Annotated in this window: 17 protein-coding genes; 12 read left to right on the forward strand and 5 right to left on the reverse strand. The window is 63.5% G+C overall.

Annotated features, from left to right (window positions below; genetic code table 11):
- Positions 1–113 precede the first annotated feature (113 nt).
- From OKA04_RS17320 to OKA04_RS17350, 7 genes are read left to right on the forward strand one after another with little or no spacing between them, the layout of a single operon-like run.
- A complete protein-coding gene (locus OKA04_RS17320; protein ID WP_264502456.1) occupies positions 114–2,729 on the forward strand; it encodes a GtrA domain-containing protein in 2,616 nt (871 codons plus the stop codon).
- Positions 2,726–3,358: a hypothetical protein gene (locus OKA04_RS17325; RefSeq protein WP_264502457.1), complete on the forward strand. Its 633-nt coding sequence runs from the start codon at positions 2,726–2,728 to the stop codon at positions 3,356–3,358. Before OKA04_RS17320 ends, OKA04_RS17325 begins: the two co-directional genes overlap by 4 nt.
- A complete protein-coding gene (locus OKA04_RS17330; RefSeq protein ID WP_264502458.1) occupies positions 3,355–4,338 on the forward strand; it encodes a prenyltransferase/squalene oxidase repeat-containing protein in 984 nt (327 codons plus the stop codon). The genes OKA04_RS17325 and OKA04_RS17330 overlap by 4 nt, the downstream gene beginning before the upstream one ends.
- A complete protein-coding gene (locus tag OKA04_RS17335) occupies positions 4,335–5,888 on the forward strand; it encodes a hypothetical protein (protein ID WP_264502459.1) in 1,554 nt (517 codons plus the stop codon). The genes OKA04_RS17330 and OKA04_RS17335 overlap by 4 nt, the downstream gene beginning before the upstream one ends.
- Before the next feature lie 19 nt (positions 5,889–5,907).
- The gene (locus OKA04_RS17340) at positions 5,908–7,254 is read left to right on the forward strand and encodes a hypothetical protein (RefSeq protein ID WP_264502460.1); all 1,347 of its coding nucleotides are present in this window, start codon (positions 5,908–5,910) and stop codon (positions 7,252–7,254) included.
- Positions 7,255–7,259: 5 nt separating this feature from the next.
- Positions 7,260–8,657, forward strand: a complete 1,398-nt coding sequence (locus tag OKA04_RS17345) for a LamG domain-containing protein (RefSeq protein WP_264502461.1) — start codon at positions 7,260–7,262, stop codon at positions 8,655–8,657.
- Between the two features lie 16 nt (positions 8,658–8,673).
- Positions 8,674–9,576 (forward strand): YceI family protein, encoded by a 903-nt coding sequence (locus tag OKA04_RS17350; RefSeq protein ID WP_264502462.1) that lies wholly within the window; start codon positions 8,674–8,676, stop codon positions 9,574–9,576.
- A gap of 4 nt (positions 9,577–9,580) precedes the next feature.
- Here the strand turns inward: OKA04_RS17350 and OKA04_RS17355 are convergent, their stop codons facing one another.
- The 3 genes from OKA04_RS17355 to OKA04_RS17365 form a co-directional block, all read right to left on the reverse strand.
- Positions 9,581–10,222 carry a response regulator gene (locus OKA04_RS17355; RefSeq protein ID WP_264502463.1) on the reverse strand — a complete coding sequence of 214 codons (642 nt, stop codon included), beginning with the start codon at positions 10,220–10,222 and terminating at the stop codon, positions 9,581–9,583.
- 3 nt (positions 10,223–10,225) lie between these two features.
- Complete coding sequence (locus OKA04_RS17360) at positions 10,226–12,736, reverse strand: histidine kinase (protein WP_264502464.1); 2,511 nt, start codon at positions 12,734–12,736, stop codon at positions 10,226–10,228.
- Between the two features lie 71 nt (positions 12,737–12,807).
- A complete protein-coding gene (locus OKA04_RS17365) occupies positions 12,808–14,595 on the reverse strand; it encodes a family 78 glycoside hydrolase catalytic domain (protein ID WP_264502465.1) in 1,788 nt (595 codons plus the stop codon).
- Positions 14,596–14,818: 223 nt separating this feature from the next.
- On the opposite strand from OKA04_RS17365, the gene OKA04_RS17370 reads away from it, so the two are divergent.
- Positions 14,819–15,412 (forward strand): LysM peptidoglycan-binding domain-containing protein, encoded by a 594-nt coding sequence (locus OKA04_RS17370; protein ID WP_264502466.1) that lies wholly within the window; start codon positions 14,819–14,821, stop codon positions 15,410–15,412.
- Here OKA04_RS17370 and recF read toward each other — a convergent pair whose 3' ends face one another.
- Positions 15,413–16,474: a DNA replication/repair protein RecF gene (gene recF / locus OKA04_RS17375; protein WP_264502467.1), complete on the reverse strand. Its 1,062-nt coding sequence runs from the start codon at positions 16,472–16,474 to the stop codon at positions 15,413–15,415.
- A 178-nt stretch (positions 16,475–16,652) separates the two neighbouring features.
- On the opposite strand from recF, the gene hisS reads away from it, so the two are divergent.
- From hisS to OKA04_RS17395, 4 genes are all read left to right on the forward strand, one after another.
- A complete protein-coding gene (hisS, locus tag OKA04_RS17380; RefSeq protein WP_264502468.1) occupies positions 16,653–17,948 on the forward strand; it encodes a histidine--tRNA ligase in 1,296 nt (431 codons plus the stop codon).
- A 33-nt stretch (positions 17,949–17,981) separates the two neighbouring features.
- A complete protein-coding gene (locus tag OKA04_RS17385) occupies positions 17,982–18,353 on the forward strand; it encodes a GxxExxY protein (protein WP_264502469.1) in 372 nt (123 codons plus the stop codon).
- A gap of 58 nt (positions 18,354–18,411) precedes the next feature.
- Complete coding sequence (gene aspS, locus OKA04_RS17390; RefSeq protein ID WP_264502470.1) at positions 18,412–20,217, forward strand: aspartate--tRNA ligase; 1,806 nt, start codon at positions 18,412–18,414, stop codon at positions 20,215–20,217.
- Positions 20,218–20,355: 138 nt separating this feature from the next.
- Positions 20,356–20,745, forward strand: a complete 390-nt coding sequence (locus OKA04_RS17395) for a DUF3592 domain-containing protein (RefSeq protein ID WP_425503693.1) — start codon at positions 20,356–20,358, stop codon at positions 20,743–20,745.
- A gap of 35 nt (positions 20,746–20,780) precedes the next feature.
- Here OKA04_RS17395 and OKA04_RS17400 read toward each other — a convergent pair whose 3' ends face one another.
- Positions 20,781–21,809 (reverse strand): hypothetical protein, encoded by a 1,029-nt coding sequence (locus OKA04_RS17400; RefSeq protein ID WP_264502472.1) that lies wholly within the window; start codon positions 21,807–21,809, stop codon positions 20,781–20,783.
- Positions 21,810–21,939 lie beyond the last annotated feature (130 nt).

Here is a 21,939-nt window from a genome sequence, read left to right on the forward strand (position 1 = left end):
GAAAGACCCGTCCGGTGGCGCTTTCCTCCCGCGAGAAATCCGCTGGAAATCCGGGTCTCATCCTGCGAGTTTCGTAAAGCCGATGAATCAACCGACGTTTACAGCCTGAATCCATGGCAGATGAACCGAAAGCGCCGGTGGAAATCCCGATCCCGGAATCCCTCCGGCGGCAGCTCGACCAATTCCGCCGCCGCCTGTGGAGAAACAAGATCTCCGAGGCGCTGCTGGCCGGATTGTTCGGCCTTGTCGCGTCCTTCCTCATCGTCTTCGCGCTGGACCGCGTGTGGCAGACCCCCGGTCCGGTCCGTCTCGGCATCCTGATCGGCGGCACCTCGCTCGCCGCGATTTTCGCCCCCCTCTGGCTGCACCGCTGGGTGTGGAGACACCGCCGGGAGAACCAGCTTGCCCGCCTGATCGCCAAGAAGTATCCAGGCCTTGGCGACCGGCTTCTCGGCGTGGTGGAACTGCAGGGCCAGAAGGAAAACGCCGACACCCTCTCACCCCGCCTGCGTGCCGCGGCGATGGAGCAGGTCGCGGCCGAGGCCGAGCGGCGGAAGCTGGACGAGGCTCTTCCATCTTCCCGCAGCAAGACCTGGGGGCTGGCCGTGGTGTCCGTATTCGCTCTGGCCGCAGGTGGCTTCATGCTCGCACCGAAGGCCGGATGGAGCTCGCTGAAGCGCTGGCTGATGCCGCTTTCCACGTCCCCGCGCTATACCTTCACCTCCCTGGAAAACGTGCCGGTGGAGTTGACCGTCCCACAGGGCGAGGCATTCCGGCTGAGCCTGACGCTGGGCGCGGACTCCGAGTGGACCCCGGAAAACGGCACGGCCCGCTACGGACGGCAGGACCCGGTGGCGGCGATCCGTGAGGACAAGAGCTACCACTTCGACTTCCCCGCCCAGCAGGACCCGGGTGTGATCAAGGTGGAGATCGGCGACGCGAAGCACTCGATCAAGATCATCCCCCATCTCCGGCCCGCGATCCGCAAGGTCTTCGCAAACGTCAGCTACCCGGACTACCTCCAGCTCCCCGCCCGTGAGGTCGATCTCGGCTCCGGCGTGCTGACCTCGGTGCAGGGCAGCAAGGTGAGCATCACCGCGGACGCCACCCGCGATCTGAAGTCAGCGACCTACGGCCCCCTTACCCGCGAGCAGGCGGTGGTGGGCGAAGGCGGCACGATGAGCATTTCCGGCACCTCCGCGCAGACCCCGCCGCTGGAGCTGGGTGAGAATGGTTTCACGGTGCCGATTTCCTGGACCGACACGCTGGGCCTGGCCGGTCAGGACGGCTTCGAGGTCCGCGTCGACTCGCTGCCCGATGGCGCTCCCGGCATCTATATCCAGGGAGTAGCCCGCCAGCACGCGATGCTGCCGGACGAGACCATCGATTTCCAAGTGGCCTCTGAAGACGACTTCGGCCTCCGCCGGATTGGACTGGAGTGGAAGGGTGAATTCACCCGCGCCACCGACGAGACTCCCGCTACCGGCGAGATGAAAATCGTGGACGGCGGACCGACCAGCAATCGCCTGTCGGGTGACGTGGCCTTCTCCCCCGCAACGCACAACATCGTGCCGCAAAAGCTGACCCTCCGCGCATGGGCGGAGGACTATCTGCCGGGGCGCCCGCGGGCCTACTCGGAGCCGGTCACGCTTTTCATCCTCACGCTGGATGAGCACGCCCAGATGTTGAAGACGCAGTTCGACCGCTCGATCAGCGAGCTGGAAGACCTGGCCCGCCGCGAACGCGATCTCTTCGAGGAAAACCAGCGCCTTGAGATGCTGGACGATGCGAAGCTCCAGGAGGAAGACGCACAGAAGCGGCTGCAGGCCCAGCAGGAGGCCGAGCGCCAACAGACCGAGCGCATGCAGGACCTCGCCGAGAAGATGGAGAAGCTCTTCAAGGACAGCGCCCGCAACGAGAGCATCGACAAGGAGACGATGAAGAAGATGGCGGATGCCATGCAGTCGATGAAGGAGCTTTCCCAGCAGGACATGCCGGAGATCGAGAAGAAGCTCGGCGACGCTCAGGACCAGAAGAACTCCGAGGAAAAGGCCAAGGAGGACGTGAAGGAGGCGGTGGAGCAGCAAAAAGAAGCTCTGGAGAAAATGCAGGACGCCGTGGACAAGGCCAACGACGCCAACGAGCGCTTCGAGGCCAGCACCTTCGTCAACCGCCTCAAGAAAGCTGCCACCGAAGAGACCGGCATCGCCACCACGGTCATCGAGCCTTCCTTCTACGAGCGCACCGCCGGCATGCGGGTGAGCGAGCTGGACCCGTCGGATTCCGGCAAGCTGGTGGACATCGTCCGCCAGCAGTCGAACACCACCTCGGATGTCCGCTGGATCCAGGAGGACCTCTCCCACTTCCACGCCCGGACGAACAAGGAAGCCTACCGCAAGGTGCTGGAGGCGATGGCCGAGTCACGCATCGACGTGCAGCTCGAAGACGTCCGCCGTGTGCTGGAGGCCAACCAGGGTGCTCTCGCCTGGGAAGGATCGAGCAAGGCCGCCGCCAAGCTCAACGAGTGGGCGAAGCTGCTCGAAGGAGAGAAGGAAGACGGCGGTGGTGGTGAAGGCGGCGGCGACAGCGGCGGCCAGGACCCCGACGAAGATTTCGAATTCATGCTGCGCGTGATGAAGATGATCCAGCAGGAGCAGGACATTCGCGCGCGCACCCGCTCACTGGAAACCCTGCGCCGCTCCTACGAGGCCCAACCCGCCAAGCCATGATGAAAACGACCATCGCGCTTTTGCTCGCCCTGCCCGTCCTTTGCCTCGCTGATGAAGAGGCGGATCTCGCGGCAAAGATCGCCGAGCATCAGGAAGGAGCGAACAAGCTTTCCGAACGCCAGGACGAGCTCGCCGCCGACGTGCAGCAGCTCATCATCGAGCAGACGAATCCCAAGGTGATCGAGCTGCTAGAGGGCGTCGAGGAGGCGATGGACGAGGCGTCCGCGCTCCTGCTCGAGTTCGACACCGGCGGCATCACCATCGCCGCCGAGACGGACGTCATCGAAAAGATCTTCGAGGCGGCGAAAGAGCGCCAGAAGCAATCCGGCAACCAGCAGGGCCAAGCCAGCGGGGCGATGCTCGAAATGATGCAGGAGATGATGGGGCAGGGTAAGCCGCAGGAAAAACCGGGCGATCCGCAGCAAGGCGACAAGCCGGGCGATCAAGGCGGTGAAGGCCAGACGGGCAACTCCGATTCCGCGAACTCTGCCGACGCCGGGACCTCCGGCACCAAATTCGAGGAACGCCGTGTTCCAAAGTCTTCCGGCAAGGCGGGCCAAGGCCTGCCACGGGAGTTCCAGGATGCCTTGGACGCCTACAACCGCGCCGCCGAGAAACTCGCGAAATGAGGTTTATTTTTCCGCTTCTGATGATGGCCACCGCATTGCCGGTAGTGGCCCAGAATTTGCCGCGCCGTCCCGACGATCCGATCCCGCCGCAGGTGGACGCGATGTACGAGCGGGGACTGGCCTACCTTGCGAAAAGCCAGAACGCGCGCGGGTCATGGGACGATAGCATGGGCAGCGAGCCCGGCGTGGTCGCGCTGTGCGTGGTCGCCTTCCTCGCCCATGGAGAGGACCCGAACCACGGGCCCTATGCGAAGAACATCTCGAAGGGCATCGACTATCTACTCTCCCAGCAGAACTCGACCAACGGCTACATCGGCAACAGCATGTACAACCACGGCTTCGCCACGCTCGCGCTGGCCGAGGCCTATGGATGCGTCGAGAATCCGAAGATCGCCCCTGCCCTGCAGAAATCCGTCGAACTCATCCTGAGCGCGCAGAAGCGGAACAACTCGAAGGCGTGGCGCTACACACCGGACAGCACGGATTCCGACACCACCGTTTCCGGCTGCCAGCTTGTCGCGCTCTACGCCGCGAGAAATGCGGGCCTGCCCGTCCCGGAAGAAGCACTGAAGAGCGGCCTGGCCTACATGGCGCGCTGCCGCGGCAGCGACGGTGGCTACGGCTACACCTCCGCCAGCGGCCCGAAGCCGACGCTCACCGCGATCGGCGTGCTGTGCCTCGCCCTCGCGAAGGACAAGGAAGGCAAGGGCTTCCAGTCGTCCCTGGACTATCTCAAGAAGAACCTGAACTACCGCGACCGTCACTACCCGTACTACTTCGAGTATTACATGTCACAGGCGCTCTTCCACGCCGAGCCGGAGACGTGGAATGATTGGAATGCGCAGAATATCCGCTACCTTTCCACCATCCAGTCGCGGGATGGCTCGTGGCCGGGGAACAAGGGCCAGTCCTTCAATACCGCCGGTTCCCTGCTCTCGCTCGCACTGAACTACCGATTCCTGCCGATCTACGAGAAATGATCCGACCCCTCGTCATCGCCGCCCTGTTCGCCGCGCCGCTGGCCGCGGAGGAAGCCGTGCCCGCTACCGATCTGCTGCGCTTCACGAATGGCAACCAGATCGACGGCCGCTTCTCCGGCATGGACTCGGGCGGCGTGATCACGTGGACGCGCCCTGACGTGGCGACGCCGATGCCCTTCCAGCGGGACAAGGTCCGGCAGGTGGTGCTGCGGAATGCGCATCCCCTCTCGGCGATGTCCGACCCCTGCCATGTGACCCTGGTCAATGGCGACCGGTTCCCCGGCAAGGTCGTCGCGGCGGATGACAAGACGGTGACGATCGATACCACCTCGGCGGGCACCATGGTGCTGCCGCGGGACGCCGTCGCGGTGATCTCGCCAAATCCCTTTGGCGGCCGCCTGCTCTATGCCGGTCCCTTCGATGAGAAGGGCTGGAATGTCGTCCATCTGGACGGACCTGCCGCGGAGCCTGATCCCTTCGCCGGAAACCTGCGCGCCCCTCTCACCCCGAAGGCGGACGAGGAAGAGGCGGGCAAGCCATCGTGGGTCCACACGGGCGCCTCGTGGTATTCGAAGGGCGGCGCAACGGACGCGATCACGCTGGATGCGAATCTTCCGGACCAAGCCCTGCTCCGCTTCAAGCTCGGCTGGCGCAGCCGCCCGAGCCTTTCCGTGGCATTTCATGCGGACCTCGAAACCCCGGCTCCGAAGGACAAGAAGGACGGTGAAGAGGAAGAGCAACCGCGGCTGAACTTCGGCGGCATGCAGCAGCTTGCCCGGCTTTTCGGCACCAGCTACGTGATCAATTTCCAATCCGGCTATCCCTATCTCCAGCGGACTTGGTTCAATGACGAGGGCCAGCCACAGACCGAGCGGGTGCGGAATGGCACCACCTCCGTGCGTCTGCCGGACACCGGCGAGGCGATCTTCGAGATCCGTTGCGACCGCAAGCACGGCACCATCACCGTTCACGTCGATGGGGAGTTCGTAGTGCAGTGGAATGTCTCCGAGGATGCCGGTCGCATCGCCGGGGAGGCCAAGGCGGAAGGCCAGGGTTCCTATCAGGCACCCGGCGGCGGGATCGGCTTCATGGTCCCGGGGACTTCCGCCGCGGTACGCGTCTCGGACATCATCCTGGCGGAGTGGAATGGCATGACCGACTCTGCCCGTAGCATGGAGAGCGATCACCGGGACATCGCACTGCTTTCAAACGGCACCGACCGTTTCTCGGGGCAGGTGATCGCCATCCGCAACGGGGTCATGGAGATCGATGCCAGCTACGGCCCGCTCAAGGTGCCGATGAATGAGGTCGCCGAGATCCACTTCGCCCGCGACCAGCGCCGCAAGGTGGAAGAGGCCGCGTCCTCGGAAATCGCGGTCCATCTGCAACCCGTGGGCCGTGTCAGCGGGGTGCCGCTCGCCTCGGCGAATGGCCGGATCCAGCTTGAGTCCACCCTCGCCGGAAAGATCGATCTCGATCTCTCCCCTGCTGTCATCCTTGAGTTTCAGACTGGTGGCGGCTTTCTTGACGACTGGGACGACGAACCGTAACGACCTCCCTCCCCTTTTCGTGATCCGCTCAGCATCCATCCTCGCGCTCCTGCTCCTGCCCGCCCTTGCGGACGAGGTGATCCTTTCCGATGACTCGCGGCTGAATGGCACCGTGACCGCGCTGTCGGACAGCGGACAAGTGCTGCTCCAGAGCGATCTCGCATTCGAGCCATTCCAAGTCCGTGCCGACCGTCTGCGCCGGGTGGTCTTCACGGACACCAGCCCGCGGGAGGACCAGCACGATTGCATGCTGACGCTCGCGAATGGCGATCAATTTCCCGGGGACCTCAGCGCCATCGATGACAGCTCGGTGACGGTCCGCACGGACTTCGCCGGCGAGCTGCGCATCCCGCGGGAATCCGTCGGCACGGTGCAACTCGGGATGCGCCCCCGCAAGATCATCTACCAGGGTCCGGAGAGCGATGCCGGGTGGACCATCAAGAACGGCTGGCGCTACGACACCAACCGCTTCGCCGCTGACTCGAACGGCACCGTTTTCCGCGAGTTCGATATCCCCGGCTCGTTCGCCGTGAAATTCCGCCTCACCTGGCGGAACGCTCCGAATATCCAAGCCTACTTCGCCTGCGACAGCTTCGAGACCACGGGCAAGGCGAACCGCTACTACATCCAGCTCAACTCGAACGGCTTCGAGCTGAAGCGGCAGGACGCGATCGGCAACAATGGCGCCTTCTACTCGATGGCCTCGATTCCCCGCGACAGCCCGGAGCAGCAGAAGTCCGCCGTGGAGGTGGAACTGCTGGTGGACCGCCACGTTGGCGAGGTCCACATCCTGCTCGATGGCGAGGAAGTCGGGAAATACAAGGACCCGGCGAAGACCGCACCTGGCGGGCAGGGCATCATGTTCCGCAGCCTCATCGGAGGGGATGACATGCAGACCGTCTCCCGCATCGAGGTCCGCGAGTGGGACCCCTCTGCCACCCGCCACGGGAGCGAGGAGCGCGGCGACACCACCCGCGACGTCCTCATCACCCGCAGCTCCGACCGGGGCACGGGGAAGATCCTTTCAATGACCAACACGGGAGAAGGTCGCTCCGTCCAATACAAGGGACCGCATCATCCCGAGGCGGTCGAGCTACCGCTGGATGAGATCTCCACGATGTTCTTCGCCCGGCCGGATGGAACGGAAAGCGATGCAGCCAAGACACCCCTAACCCTCGGTCTCCGTGGACGGGGCTACCTGGGAGTGAGTGGCTGCACCTTCAATGGCGACCAGATCGTGGCCAAGCATCCCCTGCTCGGCGAAATGGTGATCCGTCGCGATGCCGTGGCAAACCTGCAGCGGAAAGCGGAGAAGCCCAAGGTGAAGGAAGAAGAAGCCGAGGCACAACCGGAGGAGGAAGAATGATCATCATGAAACCCGCCGCCGCACTGCTGCTCCTGGCAAGCTGCCTGCCACTCGCTGCCCAGGAGACGGAGATCATCTGCGTCGATGGCAGCCGCATCCGCGGCTCGCTGCTCGGCGTGGAGGTGGATCGTCTCCAGTTCGAAGCCGATTTCCTCGCGGTCCCCGTGCCCCTGCGTCTGGAGAAGGTCGTGGAGGTCAGCCTTCCGGTGAACCGCGGGGATTCAAAGGGAGACCACATCGCCACGCTCACGCTCACGAATGGCGACGTCCTTAGCGGCGAACTGACCGGGATCGACGAGCAGTCCATCAAGCTCCGCACCTGGTATGCTGGCGAGATGACTTTCCGCCGGGTGATGGTGGACAAGCTGGAGATCAAGGACCGCATTGATCTCGTTTACAGCGGACCGGACAGCCTGCAGGGCTGGACGCAGAGCGACCCCGGCATCTGGAGCTTCGAGCGCGGCTGGCTGCGGGCAAAGGGAGCCGGCAGCATCGCGAGAAATCTCAAGCTCCCGACCAAGACACGCTTCGCCTTCGACCTCTCGTGGAGATCGAATCCGCGCTTCAACTTCCTCTTCTACTCGGACGACATCGCGGGAACGAGCCCGAACAATGCCTACGAGCTGATCGTCCAGGGCGGCCGCTACATCCAGCTCCACAAGCGCTGGGCAAAGGATGGCAAGTCCGGCAGCAACTCGCTTCCCGGCTTTGCCAACGTGCCCGAACTCCTGAACAAGGAGCGGTGCCGGTTCGAAATCCTCGTGGACCGGAAATCAGGGCTGATCCGCCTGCTGGTAAACGGCCGCGTCGTCCAGGACTGGACGGACCCCGAGCCCGATGCCGGCATCTCCGGCGGTGGCATGCATTTCAGCACGCAGGACAGTGTGCAACTCCGCGTCTCGCGCATCGAGGTGACCGCGTGGAACGGTGAGCTGGAGGGCAAGCCGCCGGAGCAGGACGACGGCTTCATGGAGGAGGAGATCATTCCCCAGCCGGAAGCGGAAGCTCCCGCCGACCCCACCCGCATCCGCCTCCGCAACAACGACCAGATCGCCGGTGAAATGCTCGGCATCGCCGAGGGCAAGGTGAAGCTGAAGACATCCTTCGGCGACGTGAGCCTGCCGGTGTCCCGCCTCCGCACCTTCGCGCTGCACACGAAGGAGCAGCGGGAGAACTGGGATCTCTATCAGGTGCCGAAGCGCTACAATGGCGACGTGCGCGCGTGGTTCCCCGACGGAAGTTGCATCACCTTCAAGCTGGAAGGCGCGGCGAATGGCAAGCTGGAGGGCAGCGCGCAGGCCTTTGGCAAGGCGAGCTTCGAGCAAAAGGCTTTCACCCGCATCGAGTTCAATCTTTACGAGCCGGACTTCGACGAACTTCGCAATCGCGGCGACATGTGGTAGCGTCACGGCGCTTCCCATGAGAATCCCGCAACTCACACCGGCCACGCTGGCCGGACTCCTGAATGGCATCCGTCCGCCAGTGGTGATCGATGTTCGTCTCGATGACGACTTCCGCTGCTGCAAGATCCCGGGCGCGCTGAACAACTGCGTCTTCGAAGTCGCCTTCACCGAACGCATGCCCGCGGTGGCACCGGACCTCTCCGCGCCGGTCTGCCTCTATGGCGCGGGAGACGGGAGCATGGAAAGCCGCATGGCTGCGGAGAAGCTGCTCCGCCTCGGCTATACTTCCGTGCAGGAATTGAGCGGAGGGATCGCGGGATGGCGTGACGCCAGCATGCCGGTCGAGGAGAGCCCCGCGGCACCGGCTCCGGTGCTTTTCGACGGACGCTATCGCATCGATCTCGCCGAGAGCCGCATCCAGTGGACCGGCCGCAATCTGCTCAATCATCACACCGGTCGCATCGGCCTGAAATCGGGCGAAATCATCATCGAGGATGGCCGCCTCGCCGGAGGGAGCTTCGTCATCGCCATGACGGACATCACTTGCCACGACCTCGCGGGAAACACCCTGCACGACGTGTTGATCCGTCACCTGTGCGACCACGATTTCTTCGATACCGGGCTGTATCCCGAGGCTCGCTTCGAGATCACCGGCTCGGAACCGATGGAGGGAGCCGGGGCCGGCGCGCCGAATCTTCACGTGCACGGACAGCTCACTCTGAAGGACACGACAGCACCGCTCGACTTCCTCGCCAGCGCCGGGGTCACACCCGACGGCAAGGCCGCGGCACAGGCGACGCTCGCCTTCGACCGCACGCTCTGGAAGGTGCTCTACGGCTCCGGCAAGTGGTTCCACCACCTCGGCGGCCATCTCGTGAACGACATGATCGAGCTGCAACTCCGCATCGTCGCGGAGTGACCGGTCAGACGTTCCGGCCGAGATACTTCACCACAGCCTCGGTGCGGGTGCGGACGTGGAGCTTCGCATAGATATTGTGAAGGTGGGTGCGCACGGTCTCCACGCCGATGCCGAGGTCCCATGCGATTTCCTTGTAGAGCCCGCCCTTCACCAGCAGCTCCAGGATCTGCTTCTCGCGCGGGGTCAGGTTGTGGTTCTCGTTCTTCGAGGGTGGCGTGGCCTGGAAGTGCTGCACCACCTTTCGAGCGATCGCCCCGGACATCGGCGAGCCACCGGAAAGGAGCTCATCGAGCGAATCGAGCAGCTTCAGCGGGGCGTCGCGTTTCAGCAGGTAGCCCGAGGCTCCGGCGGAGAGCGCGTTGAAGATGCGGTCGTTGTTGTCATAGACCGTCACCATCAGCACCTGCGCGTCGGGGTGCAGTTCCTTCAGCTTCGCCACACAGGCGATGCCGGACCTACCGGGGAGCTGGATATCCATCAGCACGACTTCCGGGCAAACGGAGGACATCCCCTCGATCGCGGACTCGGCGTCGGGATAAACTCCTGTGAGTTGCCACTTCGGCGACGCGGCGAGGATCTCGGCCAGGCTTTCACGCAGGAGTTCATCGTCCTCGACGAGGGCGACGGTGTGAATCTCGGGGTCCATGGGTCAGGTCGGGGTTTTCGGGAGCCGGCAGATGATGACGATACAAGTGCCGCGGCTCGGTGACGAGTCAATCGCGTAGCTGCCGCCGATTTCACGGATGCGTGCCGGCGTATTGCCGAGGCCGCGACCTCCCCTATCCGCCTTCGGATCGAAGCCGCAGCCGGTGTCGCGGATGGTGATCGTGATCCTGTCGTCGTCGCACTCCATCGACAGGAAGACCTCGCAGGCACCGGCATGCTGGAGGACATTGTGAAGCGACTCCTTCACCGCGAGCGAAAGATGATGCCGGAACTCCGCACCCAGCGGCCGGGCAGGCAAAGTGGACGGGATTTCCAGCCGACAGCGCACCGGGGAATCCCGGAACATCTCCTCCGCGAGCCTCGTCAGATGGGAGGCCAGATGATCGAGCGTGTCGTGCGCGGGATCGACCGCCCAGACCAGATCGTCCAGCGCCACCACCATCTCACGCGCGGCATCGGTCATCTTGTCGAGATGGCGGTGCGCCTTCGCGGGATCGATGTCGATGTCCCGCCTGGCGAGGGCTGCGGTCATGTTCAGTACGGTGACCCTAGTACCCAGGTCGTCGTGGAGATCCCGGGCGATGCGGATGCGATCGCGCTCGAGGGCATTCTGGGAGCGCAGCAGCTCGACGCGACGCTTTGCCATCAGGCGCAGCCGCGCGACAACGCCTGCCGCCACCAGTGCAACCAGCCCCGCCGCAAGCACCGGCCCGAACCACGAGCGTCGCCAGAAGGGCGGCTCGATCACGATGGGCAGCGAGATGCCGTCGCCAAGCGGATCATTCTCCCCCGCCAACCCGACAACGCGGAAAGTGTAGTTTCCCGGCGGGACATTCACATAGGTCGCGCGATGGAGACTGCCGCTGCTCACATTGTAGGCCTCCTGCCATGAGAGCACGAAGACGCCGCCCGCACCGGGGGAAATCGGCTGCACCGAGGACCATTCGCCATGCCGCTGCTGGTCGCCATCCACAAGGGCGAGCGATCCCGCCCCGGACCTGAAGACCACGCGCGCGATGGCCGGGTCGCTGCCATCGCGGTGCCAGCCCACCGGCACGCCCGCGGCCCGTGCGGTGGTCTCATTCAGCTCCACGCTGCCATTCTTCCACAGCGACGTATCCGGCTCCCCGGGCAAGGTCAGTGCGAGACGGTCCAGCGTCACGAAGCCGGTGGTATCCGGCGATCCGGAATTGAGCGACAGCCGCAGCGATACCGCATCCTCCGGGATATAGACCGGCTCGACGCGGCGGATCATGGCTGAGTCCTCCAGCGTGGTTTCCCAGCCATCGCTGGTGCCGATGAATGGAAAGCGGCTCTGCGAGATCACGCGACCGTCCTTGTCGAGCGCTTGGCATACGAGGCCCATCCCGCGCTCGGTCTCTTGCCAACGGTCGTCGATGCCTTCGAGCTGGCAGCGCAGCTTGATCGCTCCGCCGGGATTGTCCGGGCCAAAGCCGAAGTCGAAGTCGAGACGGTGCAGCCCCGGAGGAAGGACCAGCGCACCACCATTGGCCGCGGGAAACATCTCGGGCGAGGAATCGACCAGCACCTCCTCCAGGCGCAACCGGGAGTCGGGACGATGTGCCTCGTCGCTGCGATGCTCGACCACCAGCTCCGGGCTGATGCGGCTGGATGGATCGACGAAAAAGAAGTCGCTGGGATGCCGCGCCACGCCGCTGATGCGGACTTCATCGATCAAGCCGGGGAATGGTTCGGCCTCCGCATTGCCATCGAAGGCACGGGCCTCGTTCCCGATCGCGAAGTCTCCGGTGCCGCCCGAGAAGCCCGTGGACAAGGTGCCGCTGCCGATGCGGTTCGCTTCTGTTAGATCCGGGCCCAGCTTCGTCCAGTAGAGCTTCAGGTTGTTCGGCACGCCTTCATTGCCATCGTAGGAAACGGCGGCGTGGAACCAATGCGTCGTATCGATCGCATGCGGGCCGCTGGTTGGGATGGTGGCAAGCGCCAAGCCCCCCGCCCCGCCGTGTGGCAGTGGGATGAAGGACAGGAAGCCTTCCTTCTCGATGCGGAAGTTGAAGCTGCGGTCGTCGCCATCCCCGTCCATCGAGATCAGCCCGCAGGCCACGACGCCCGCCTCGTGGGGCAGGATGTCGAACCTCACGATGGCCTCGTAGGTGAAGGCACCGTCCGGCCCGAAGTAGCGGAAGTCCTCGGGAGCATTGTCCCGCGGACCGCTGTCGATGTGAGGTCGCGCGAGCAGGATCGCGCCACGGAGATCCGGAGCACCGGGCTCTCCGCCAGCATTCGCATGGAAGGACATGGCCTTGCCGAGTCCCGGCAGCGATGAGTGTGCGGCAGAGGCTCCGTTCAGCAGGCCCTCCATCGGATGCGGGTAGGCACCGGCATCCGCGAAGGGCGCGCCGTCCTCATCGAATTGCCACAGGTGCAGCGTGTGGGCGTCCGGCACATTCGGCGAAAACTCCTGAGCCACACCGGGCAATGCCAGGCAAAGCGAAAGTAGCGCGCGGAGGATCACGAGGCAGGTCTATCATGGCAGCCGCGCCATTGCGAGCGCTCGCCATGAGTCATCCGGACAATTCCGAGGCATCACTTCTTCAATGATATCTCCCAACTCCCCGGGCCGATGCCCAGCACCGTCCGGCCTCGCTCCTTGCGGAGCACGCGCGTCGGTGCGGTCTTGCCCGCCGAGGTGAGCGCCGCCTCGCCAGGATGAGGGAGATGAAACTCCGCCGCCGTGCCAGCGGGCACGACCAGCTTCGCCGACCACGCCGACGCATCCTTTCCCTTCAGCTCCAGAATGACCGGCCCCTTCGGAGTTGGCAGCTTCAGCTTCGCCTCCTCCAGCCCGCCCGTCTGCGGTCGCACGCGGAAGCGCTTGAAGCCGGGCTCCAGCGGCTCGATTCCCATTAGACCGCGCGGGATCAGATTTGATGGCGCGGCACCCCACGCGTGGTTCCAGTCGAGATTCGGCTTCAGCGAAGGGTCCCACGCCTCAAGCGTCATGGTCGATCCCACCTTCTCGCTCATGTTCCGCCACGAGCGCATGTCGCTCGATGTCAGCAGCGCCAGTGCGAAGTCCCCCTCGCCTGCTTCGTAGAGCCCCTCCAGCAGGAATTGCGCTCCATAGACGCTGCACGTCATCCCTTTCAGCTTCAGGAAGGCGGCCACGGATGCGACGCGATCCTCCGGCACCAGCCCGAGTGCCAGCGGGAAGAAATTCGCATGCGCGGAGGCGTGGCTACTACGGTTGCCGGACTTCGGATCGAGCCCGTCGATGTAGCAACCCTGGCCCTCATCCCAGAGCTTCTCGTTCACCGCCAGGTGCGTCGCCTTCGCCATCGCTGCGAATTCCCTCGCATCGGCATCCTTGCCGAGGTGCGTCGCGATTTTCTCAAGCAGCACCAGCGAACGATAGTGGAAGGCGGTGACCACGATCTTCACCGTCGGCGACATGTCATAGCCATCGCGCTCGCCCGCGGGCCAATCGACGATGTCGGTGATCTCACCCTGATTCCACCCCTCGAACAATCCGTCGGCAGTCCGGCGCTCGATCATCGCGCGGCCCTTCAGCGTCTCATAGTGCTTCCGCAGCGAGCGATCGTCGCCGGACCAGAGGAAGTCGTGCCACGCGAGGATCACCGACTGCAGCCGCCACTCGGTGGGCCACGTCGGCTTCTCCAGCAGATACTCGTGGGTCAGGCGCGCGGTGTCGTAGCGGGCATCGAGGCAGTAGTGGCCGAGCTGGTTGATCAGCACGTCCGCCTCGTAGGGCTTCCGCTCGCGGTCGCCATCCACATACAGGCCCATGAAGGTGGTGGCCTTGATGCTGTGCTTGCACAGGTCCCACACGGCATCGAGCTGCGGGCTGGAGGACTGGAATGCGGACGCCTTTTCATCGAAGGGCACGGCCCACGAGACTCGCTTGATCTGGTCGGCGGAGAACGATGGCGGAGCGCCTTCGATCTCCACGTAACGGAATGGCATCATCTCCGGCGCCCCTTTTGGCAAGCTGAGCCAGCCTTCCTTCATCCAGCCCGGAGGCTTCCAGGAAAGCTCGGGCTGCACCGCCGTGCGCGCCTTCAAAACAACGTCGCCACCTTGATATCGCACCGTGCCGGATGGCTTCCGATTCAGCGTGGATGGCCCGGCCAACGCCTCGCCCATGTGGACCGAGATTTTCGTGCCCGCCCTGGCATCCGGCGAAGTGATCTCCACCGTGCCAAAGGTCGCCTTGCCGAAGTCGATGAACCAACGCCCGTCGGCCTGCTTCTCCGCCTTCACCGGCTCGTCCCTCGTCGCCACCACCGGGCTGCGCTCCTGAGCCGTGAGGCAGGTGCAGGAGATCGTAAGGACAATGGCGAGGGGACGAAGCATGACGGGACTGGGAAGGGACGCTTAGAAATACAACTGCCACGAGCCGGGAAATTGCATGTATTTCGCCAATCCTGTCAGCCACGCTTGGCCGAGTCTGCCCCGAATCGCCCCTTCCCCAAAAATGGGGAGCAGCGGGAATCCCGCCGCGGCCGGATTTCCACCGGGCTCTAACACTGAATAATCAAGCTTTGCCAAGCGGAGCGAAACCCTCATAGTGCGGCCCATGCAATCGCGCTGGCTTCTCCTTCCCGCAGCATCCCTTTCCCTTTTCCTCGCCGCCTGCTCCAGTGGAACCGGCCCTCTGGCCAGTAACAACCCAGCGGGCACCGGCCCCTTCGACAGCCGCGGCAACTACATCGAGGCCTGGGCTGACAATCCTTCCGCCTGGCGGAAGGGCAACACCCAAGTGGCCGAGGCCCAGCCGGATCGCCCGGCCGCGACCGACATCCCGATCTCGCCGTCGATGATCGCGGTGAACGAGACGCCAAAGCCGGCGCTTTCCAACAGCTCGACCCCGGTCGTCTTCAAGAAGCCGACCCCGTCCGTGACCACCCCGAAGCCGAAGCCTTCCACCGCCGTCGCGAAGGTGACGCCGAAGGCCAAGGCCCCGACCACCGTGGCGAAGAATACCCCGAAGGCATCCGTCAAGAAGCAGGTCGTGGTGAAGCCGAAGTCCACGCGCCACACCGTGCGCTCGGGTGACAATCTCTACAACATTGCCAAGCGCTACGGCACGAGCGTCGGAGCCATCCAGAAGGCGAACGGCGTGAAGGGCGCGATGATCCGCCCGGGCCAGGCGCTGGTGATTCCCCGCTGATCAGGCGGTGGCAATGTGGCCCGCTTTCACGGCAAAGCGGGCCATTTCCCCCAAGGCTGCCGATTCATCCAGCCACCCGAGGTGCGTGGTGGTGATCCACTTTTGCGCGGCTGCGGGTAGCACGCGCATGACGGCATTCCGGCGGCCGGGATCGAGTTCGCCGAAGACGTCGTCGATGAGATAGACCGGGAGGTTGCCACGCACGGCGGCGAGGGCTTCGCCTTGGGCGAGCTTCAGCGCAAGCGCGAGCGTGCGTTGCTGGCCCTCGCTGGCGAATTCACCGGCGGGCAGGCCATTGATGGACAGCAGCAGGTCGTCCCGATGCGGGCCGACGAAGCTCTGGCGCTGCCGCCGCTCCCGCTCGCGGGCCTGCTCCAGCGCGAGCCGCAGGTCGTGCCCGCCCGCAGGACGATATTCCAAGCCGAGCACCTCGTCCTTTCCGCTCACCTCGCGCTGCGAAATGGCGGCCCGAGGCGAAATGAGATCCACCAGCCGCGTGCGGGCCTCGACGAGCAGCGTGCCCTCGGAAATCATGACCTCCTCGTAGGAGCGGATCTCGTCCTCACGGGGACGCGGGTCCTTCAGCAGGAGATTCTTCGCCTTCAGCGCGCGGCGGTAGCGGGCCAGTGCGGTGCGGTAGCCGGGCTCGACCTGCGAGCCGATGAAGTCGAGGTAATGCCGGCGCGTCTCCGCCGAGCCGCGGACGAGCTCCAGGTCCTCATTCCCCATCCAGACGATCAGTCCGCCATCCGCGAGGTAGCCGCCTCCGCTCTCCCGGGATTCGCCATCCACGGTGAGGTCGAATGCCCGCTGCCAGCGCACCCGGCGCTCCTGTTCCCAGGCCTCGCCGGCGATGCCGAAGCCCCCAGCCCCGCCCATGCGGCACATTGCGGGCAGCTTCCGCGTGCGCGGCGAGTGCAGGCGGACCAGCACGCAGACAGCCTCCAGGATCGAGGTTTTTCCCTGGGCATTGTCCCCGGTGAAAAGCGCACCACCCTCCGGGATCTCCAGCGCGAGGCTGGAAAAGCAGCGGAAATCGACGGCGCGCAGCGTGCGGATCACGCCGCCCAGCTAGCCGGGGGATGGCCCCCTGCCGCAAGGGCAAAGGCGACTGTCTCCGGTGGTTCCGCGAATACCCGCTAACGACTCGACCGGCGTTTCCCGTGCCGATTTCCATCTGCCCGATGGCGGCTTCTGCCCTTGAAATGCGGGATTGCCCGTGCATCCTCGCCGCCCGTTCATGGCAGGGCCTCGTTTTCAAGCACTCACCGGTTTCCGCGACTTTCTCCCGAAAGACACCGCGGCCCGCAATTATTTGTTCGAAATCTGGCGCTCCGTCGCCCGCCGCTACGGCTTCGTCGAATACGAAACGCCAATCCTGGAGGACACCGCGCTCTACCTGAAGAAGTCAGGCGGCGAACTCTCCACCCAGCTCTACCGCTTCGAGGACCAAGGTGGCCGCGACGTGACCCTGCGCCCGGAAGTAACCCCCTCCATGGCGCGCTTGGTCGCCCAACATCAACGGGACTTCCCGAAGCCGATCAAGTGGTTCGAGATCGGACAGTGCTTCCGCTACGAGCGCCCTCAAAAGGGTCGCGGTCGGGAGTTCTTCCAGTTCAACGTCGACATCGTCGGTGAGGCAGGCCCACAGGCGGATGCCGAGCTCATCTCGCTGGCGATCGATACCATGCTCACCTTCGGCTTCCAGAAGGGCGACTTCATCGTGCGAGTCTCCGACCGCCAGGCATGGGTGAACTTCGCCACACAACGCGGAGTGACCGAAAAAGGCATCACCGATTTCCTCCAGATCATCGACAAGCTGGAGCGCGAGAAGCCCGACGTCACCGCTGAGAAGCTGGGCGCGCTGGGCCTCTCGACGGACGAGGTGAATGCCTTCATCGCAAATCCGGAGAACGCCTCGGCGGCCTTCGAAACGATCCGCGAGGAACTGACCGCCCGCGGCCTCGGTGACTATCTCTCGCTCGATCTCTCGATTGTACGAGGACTGGCGTACTACACGGGCGTCGTCTTCGAGGTCTTTGACTCGAGGAAGAGCATGCGCGCCGTCGCCGGCGGCGGTCGCTACGACACGCTGATCGAGACGATTTCCGACGGCGGCGTGGCCATGCCCGCGACCGGCTTCGCGATGGGTGACTACGTGATCCGCAATCTCATTGAGGAGACCCCTCACACGGAGCTGCAGATGGCGGCGTGGCTTCAGCGGAATGCCGCGGCCTGCGACATCTACCTGGTGCTCGCCGATGACTCGAAGCGCTCCGCAGCCCTTGAGATTCTCAGCGACCTCCGCAATGCCGGCATCTCCTGCGACCTCCCCTTCTCCGCCGCGAAGGTGAACAAGCAATTCCAGAATGCGGAGCGCAGCGGCGCCCGCTTCGCCCTCGTCATCGGCAGCGAATTCCCCGAGCTCAAGCTGAAGAACCTGTCCTTCCGCAGCGAGGAAACCTGCCACGTCCTAGGCCTCGCCGACTGGCTCACCGAACGCCTCAAGCAACCCGACGGCCCGCTCCTTGCCTGATGAGTCAGGACCGGGATGGATAGGATGGATGGGATGAAGAACCTGGACGAACAAACCGCAGCGATCATCGGCATCTCCTATGAGGTGATGAACGATGTGGGCTGCGGTTTTCGCGAAAAGGCCTACGAACGAGGCATGATTCGCGAGTTCCAGCTCCAGACCATCCCTTACGATCAGCAGCGTCAGTTCCCGCTCTTCTACAAGGACACGCAGATCGACATCCTCATCCCCGACCTCATCGTTTTCGACCAAATCATCGTGGACACGAAAACGATCAAGACGATCACCGAGCGGGAACTGGCCCAGATGCTCAGCTATCTGAAAGCGACCAAACTACCGCTCGGTCTCATCATCAATTTCGGCAATCCAAAGGTGGAGATCGAACGAGTCCATCCCCTCCGCTGATCCGGCCTGCCTTTATCCCATCCATCCTATCCATCCCGGTCCCAATCTTTTTCCGACCATGCGCACGCACCATTGCAACGAACTCCGCTCCTCACACATCGGTGAAACCGCCACCTTGATCGGCTGGGTCAATACCGTGCGAGATCAGGGCGGTGTGATCTTCGTGGACCTGCGCGACCGCGAGGGCGTCACGCAGTGCGTCTTCCGCCCGGAGGAGAGCCCGGAGGCGGCCGAGGCGAGCCACAAGCTCCGCGGCGAGGACGTGGTCCAAGTCATCGGCAAGGTGGCGAAGCGCCTCGAGGGCACCGTCAATGACAAGCTCGGCACCGGCGAGATCGAGATCGTGGCCACCCAGTTGATCGTGGTGAACAAGGCCGACGTGCTCCCCTTCCAGCTCGACAAGGAACTCTCCAACGAGGACATCCGCATGCGCTACCGCTACCTCGATATCCGCCGCCCGCGGATGTCGCAGAACCTGCGCACGCGCCACCGCGTCACGAAGACGACCCGCGATTACCTCGACGAAAACGGCTTCTGCGAGATCGAGACGCCCATCCTCTCGAAGTCCACGCCGGAAGGCGCGCGCGACTTCCTGGTGCCGTCGCGCCTCCAGCCCGGCTCCTTCTACGCGCTGCCCCAGGCTCCGCAGCAGTACAAGCAGCTCCTGATGGTCGGCGGGATGGAGAAATATTTCCAGATCGCCAAGTGCTTCCGTGACGAAGACCTGCGCGCCGACCGCCAGCCGGAGTTCACACAGATCGACATCGAGGCATCCTTCGTCAATCAAGACGACATCATCGGCCTCGTGGAAGGACTACTCGGCCGAGTCTTCAAGGAAGCCCGTGGCTCGGACATCCCGAAGAGCTTCGACCGCATCACCTATGCGGACGCGATGAACACCTACGGCTCCGACAAGCCGGACCGCCGCTTCGGCTACCATCTCACCGACCTCTGCGACGTCTTCGCAAACTCGTCCTTCAAGGTCTTCTCCGGCGCGCTCGCATCGGGCGGCACCATCAAGGCTATCAACGCAAAGGGCTTCTCCGACATCTCCACCGGCCAGGTGAAGACGCTGGAGCAGATCGCCATGCAAGCCGGGGCCAAGGGCCTCGCCTACATCCAGGTCCGCGGCGAGACCGTGGACACATGGCGCTCGCCCATCACGAAGTTCCTCTCGCCCGAGGAAATCGAAGGCCTGAAGCAGAAGCTCAACATCGAGACCGGTGATCTGGTCCTCTTCGCCGCCGGTGGCTGGGATCAATCCTGCGACATCCTCGGCCGCGTCCGCCTCGCCTGCGCCGAAATGCAGAACCTGCTCGAAGGAAACGAGGAGCTGAATTTCCTCTGGGTGACCGAGTTCCCGCTGCTCGCGAAGGATGAGGAGACCGGTGGCTTCGTCGCCGTGCACCACCCCTTCACCCGTCCGCTGAAGGAAGACGAGGAGCGCTTCATGACCGAAGGCCCCTCCACCGATCTCCGCGCGCAGGCCTACGACGTGGTGCTGAATGGCTACGAACTCGGCGGCGGCTCGATCCGTATCCACGAGGGCCCGCTCCAGTCCGCCATGTTCAAGGCGCTCGGCATTTCCGAGGAAACCGCTGCCGAGGAGTTCGGCCACATCCTCGACGCATTCCGCTTCGGCGCCCCGCCGCACGGAGGCCTCGCCCTCGGCCTTGACCGCCTCGTCATGCTGATCTGCAACGAGCAGTCGATCCGCGAGGTCATGGCCTTCCCGAAGAACAACAAGGGCAGCGACCTCATGAGCCAGTCGCCCGCCGAGGTCGATCCGAAGCAACTCCGCGACCTGCGCATCCAGGCGGTGAAGAAGACTGTCGCTCCATCTGCTGCTGCAGCGCAGGAATAAGCCTCTCATCTACATTCCAAGGGAATGGTCCGAGCCTCCAAAAGAACGGCCGGGCCACTCCCGAAGAACGAGCGCCTTCTTCTGCATGTGGTGGGCGGAGCGTGTTTGGCGATTGGATTGCTCCTACCCGCCATGATCATGCCCCGCTCGCTGACCGGCTATCTCCGGACACAAGACGAAGTCTCTGTGGAGGCCAAGATTGAGGCTCTTGATCTTGTAGCAGGAAGGAAGCAACGCTCCATCCAAATCCGATATTCTTACCATTATTTGGGCAAAGATTATGAGTATTCGGGGACAGAGGTGGCATTATTTGGCAAGCGTGAGGACTTCTATTCCCGGCTACGCTATGCTTATAGGACCGAGCGATCTATCCGGGTGTGGATCGATCCTGAAGAGCCGTCGTTTTCGGTGATTGAGCGGGATTGGCATTGGCCAACAATGATCACTGGCTTCGGCTTCTGCGGTGGATTCTCGGTGATGGGTGGCACCTTGATCCGCTTTGCACGGCGTGGATTACGGCGAAGCTGAGCACCTGATCTCAAGCCGCCACCTCCTGCAACTGGCTACTCGAATTGCATCACCTCGCGCAGAGGTTCCGATTTGAGGTAATCCCTCAAGCGCACCTCCATATCGGAGATCTCGGCTCCGCCGTATTTCATCTGTGCGGAGATGACGTAAACCTGCGAACCAATCGCGAAGCCACGCCTCACCGGCGGGGTCCCATCGCGTGCATTGTCCTTCGGACCGGCTGGTGCATTCAACTCGACCACACGGTTCGCTGCGGCGTCATCATCTGAAAATGCTTCCTCGCGCAGCATATACACAAAGCGAGGCCCCCTGGGATCGCCAACTGTCTCGGTGCTGAGGATCGTTTGTGTCCTGATGTTTTCGGGAGGAATCCGCGGCTTCTTACCCGGCAGCAATTGAGCAGAAGATCTTGTGTATTCCTTGAATCCCCAAGACGTCAAAGCGGAGTCCTCAACCGGGAGGCGGGTGCCGACAACCTTGTGAGGATCACCACGGTGTTCGCTCCAAATTTCGCTGAGAAGGACCTCTGCCAGTGGCGAGAGATCACAGATCACCTCTCCATCGTCCGACTTGATCAGGACCTCACCGCAGCCCAGGCACACCAGCATCCATCGTACCTGCCCATCGCCACCCAGCTTCACAGCGAAGTCCGCGTGGTAGCCGCCACACATCTTGGGACCGCCATACGGAGTGAACGAATCCTGACGCGATAGCACCCGGGCCATCTTCTCCTTAAGATCCGGAGCCAGCATCTCCTGCTGTTCATGAAACCGGTACCCTAGAATCGAGCGGTTCGGCGACTCCCACAGTTGGCGAACGAAAGCATCCTTGTTTCCATAGGGATGGGCGAGCCCCTGATAGACCTCTTGAATCTCCGGATCACCTGCTGGAAGCAAGGTCTCCAATTGCCTGAAATCCCTATCGAACGAGGGCTGATGAGCTGTCCCGGCAAACCTCAAAAGAGCGACCACCCGGCCATCGATCAACAAGATTGCAGCCAGCAGCGTGAAGATGCCGCCAGTAATCCAAGCAAGTTTCCGTCGCCGCCCCATTTGACCAGCCATTCATCCCGATCAAGCCACGGGCGTCACCACTATTCTCCGTCGCCTCGGGAGGAGGCTACAAATTGTGACCCGTGACGGGTAAAATTCCTGATGGATGGAGCGCGAAGATGAGGCACATTGGGATGAATCC

Origin of the sequence: Luteolibacter flavescens, assembly GCF_025950085.1 — a bacterium.
Lineage (GTDB): Bacteria > Verrucomicrobiota > Verrucomicrobiia > Verrucomicrobiales > Akkermansiaceae > Haloferula > Haloferula flavescens.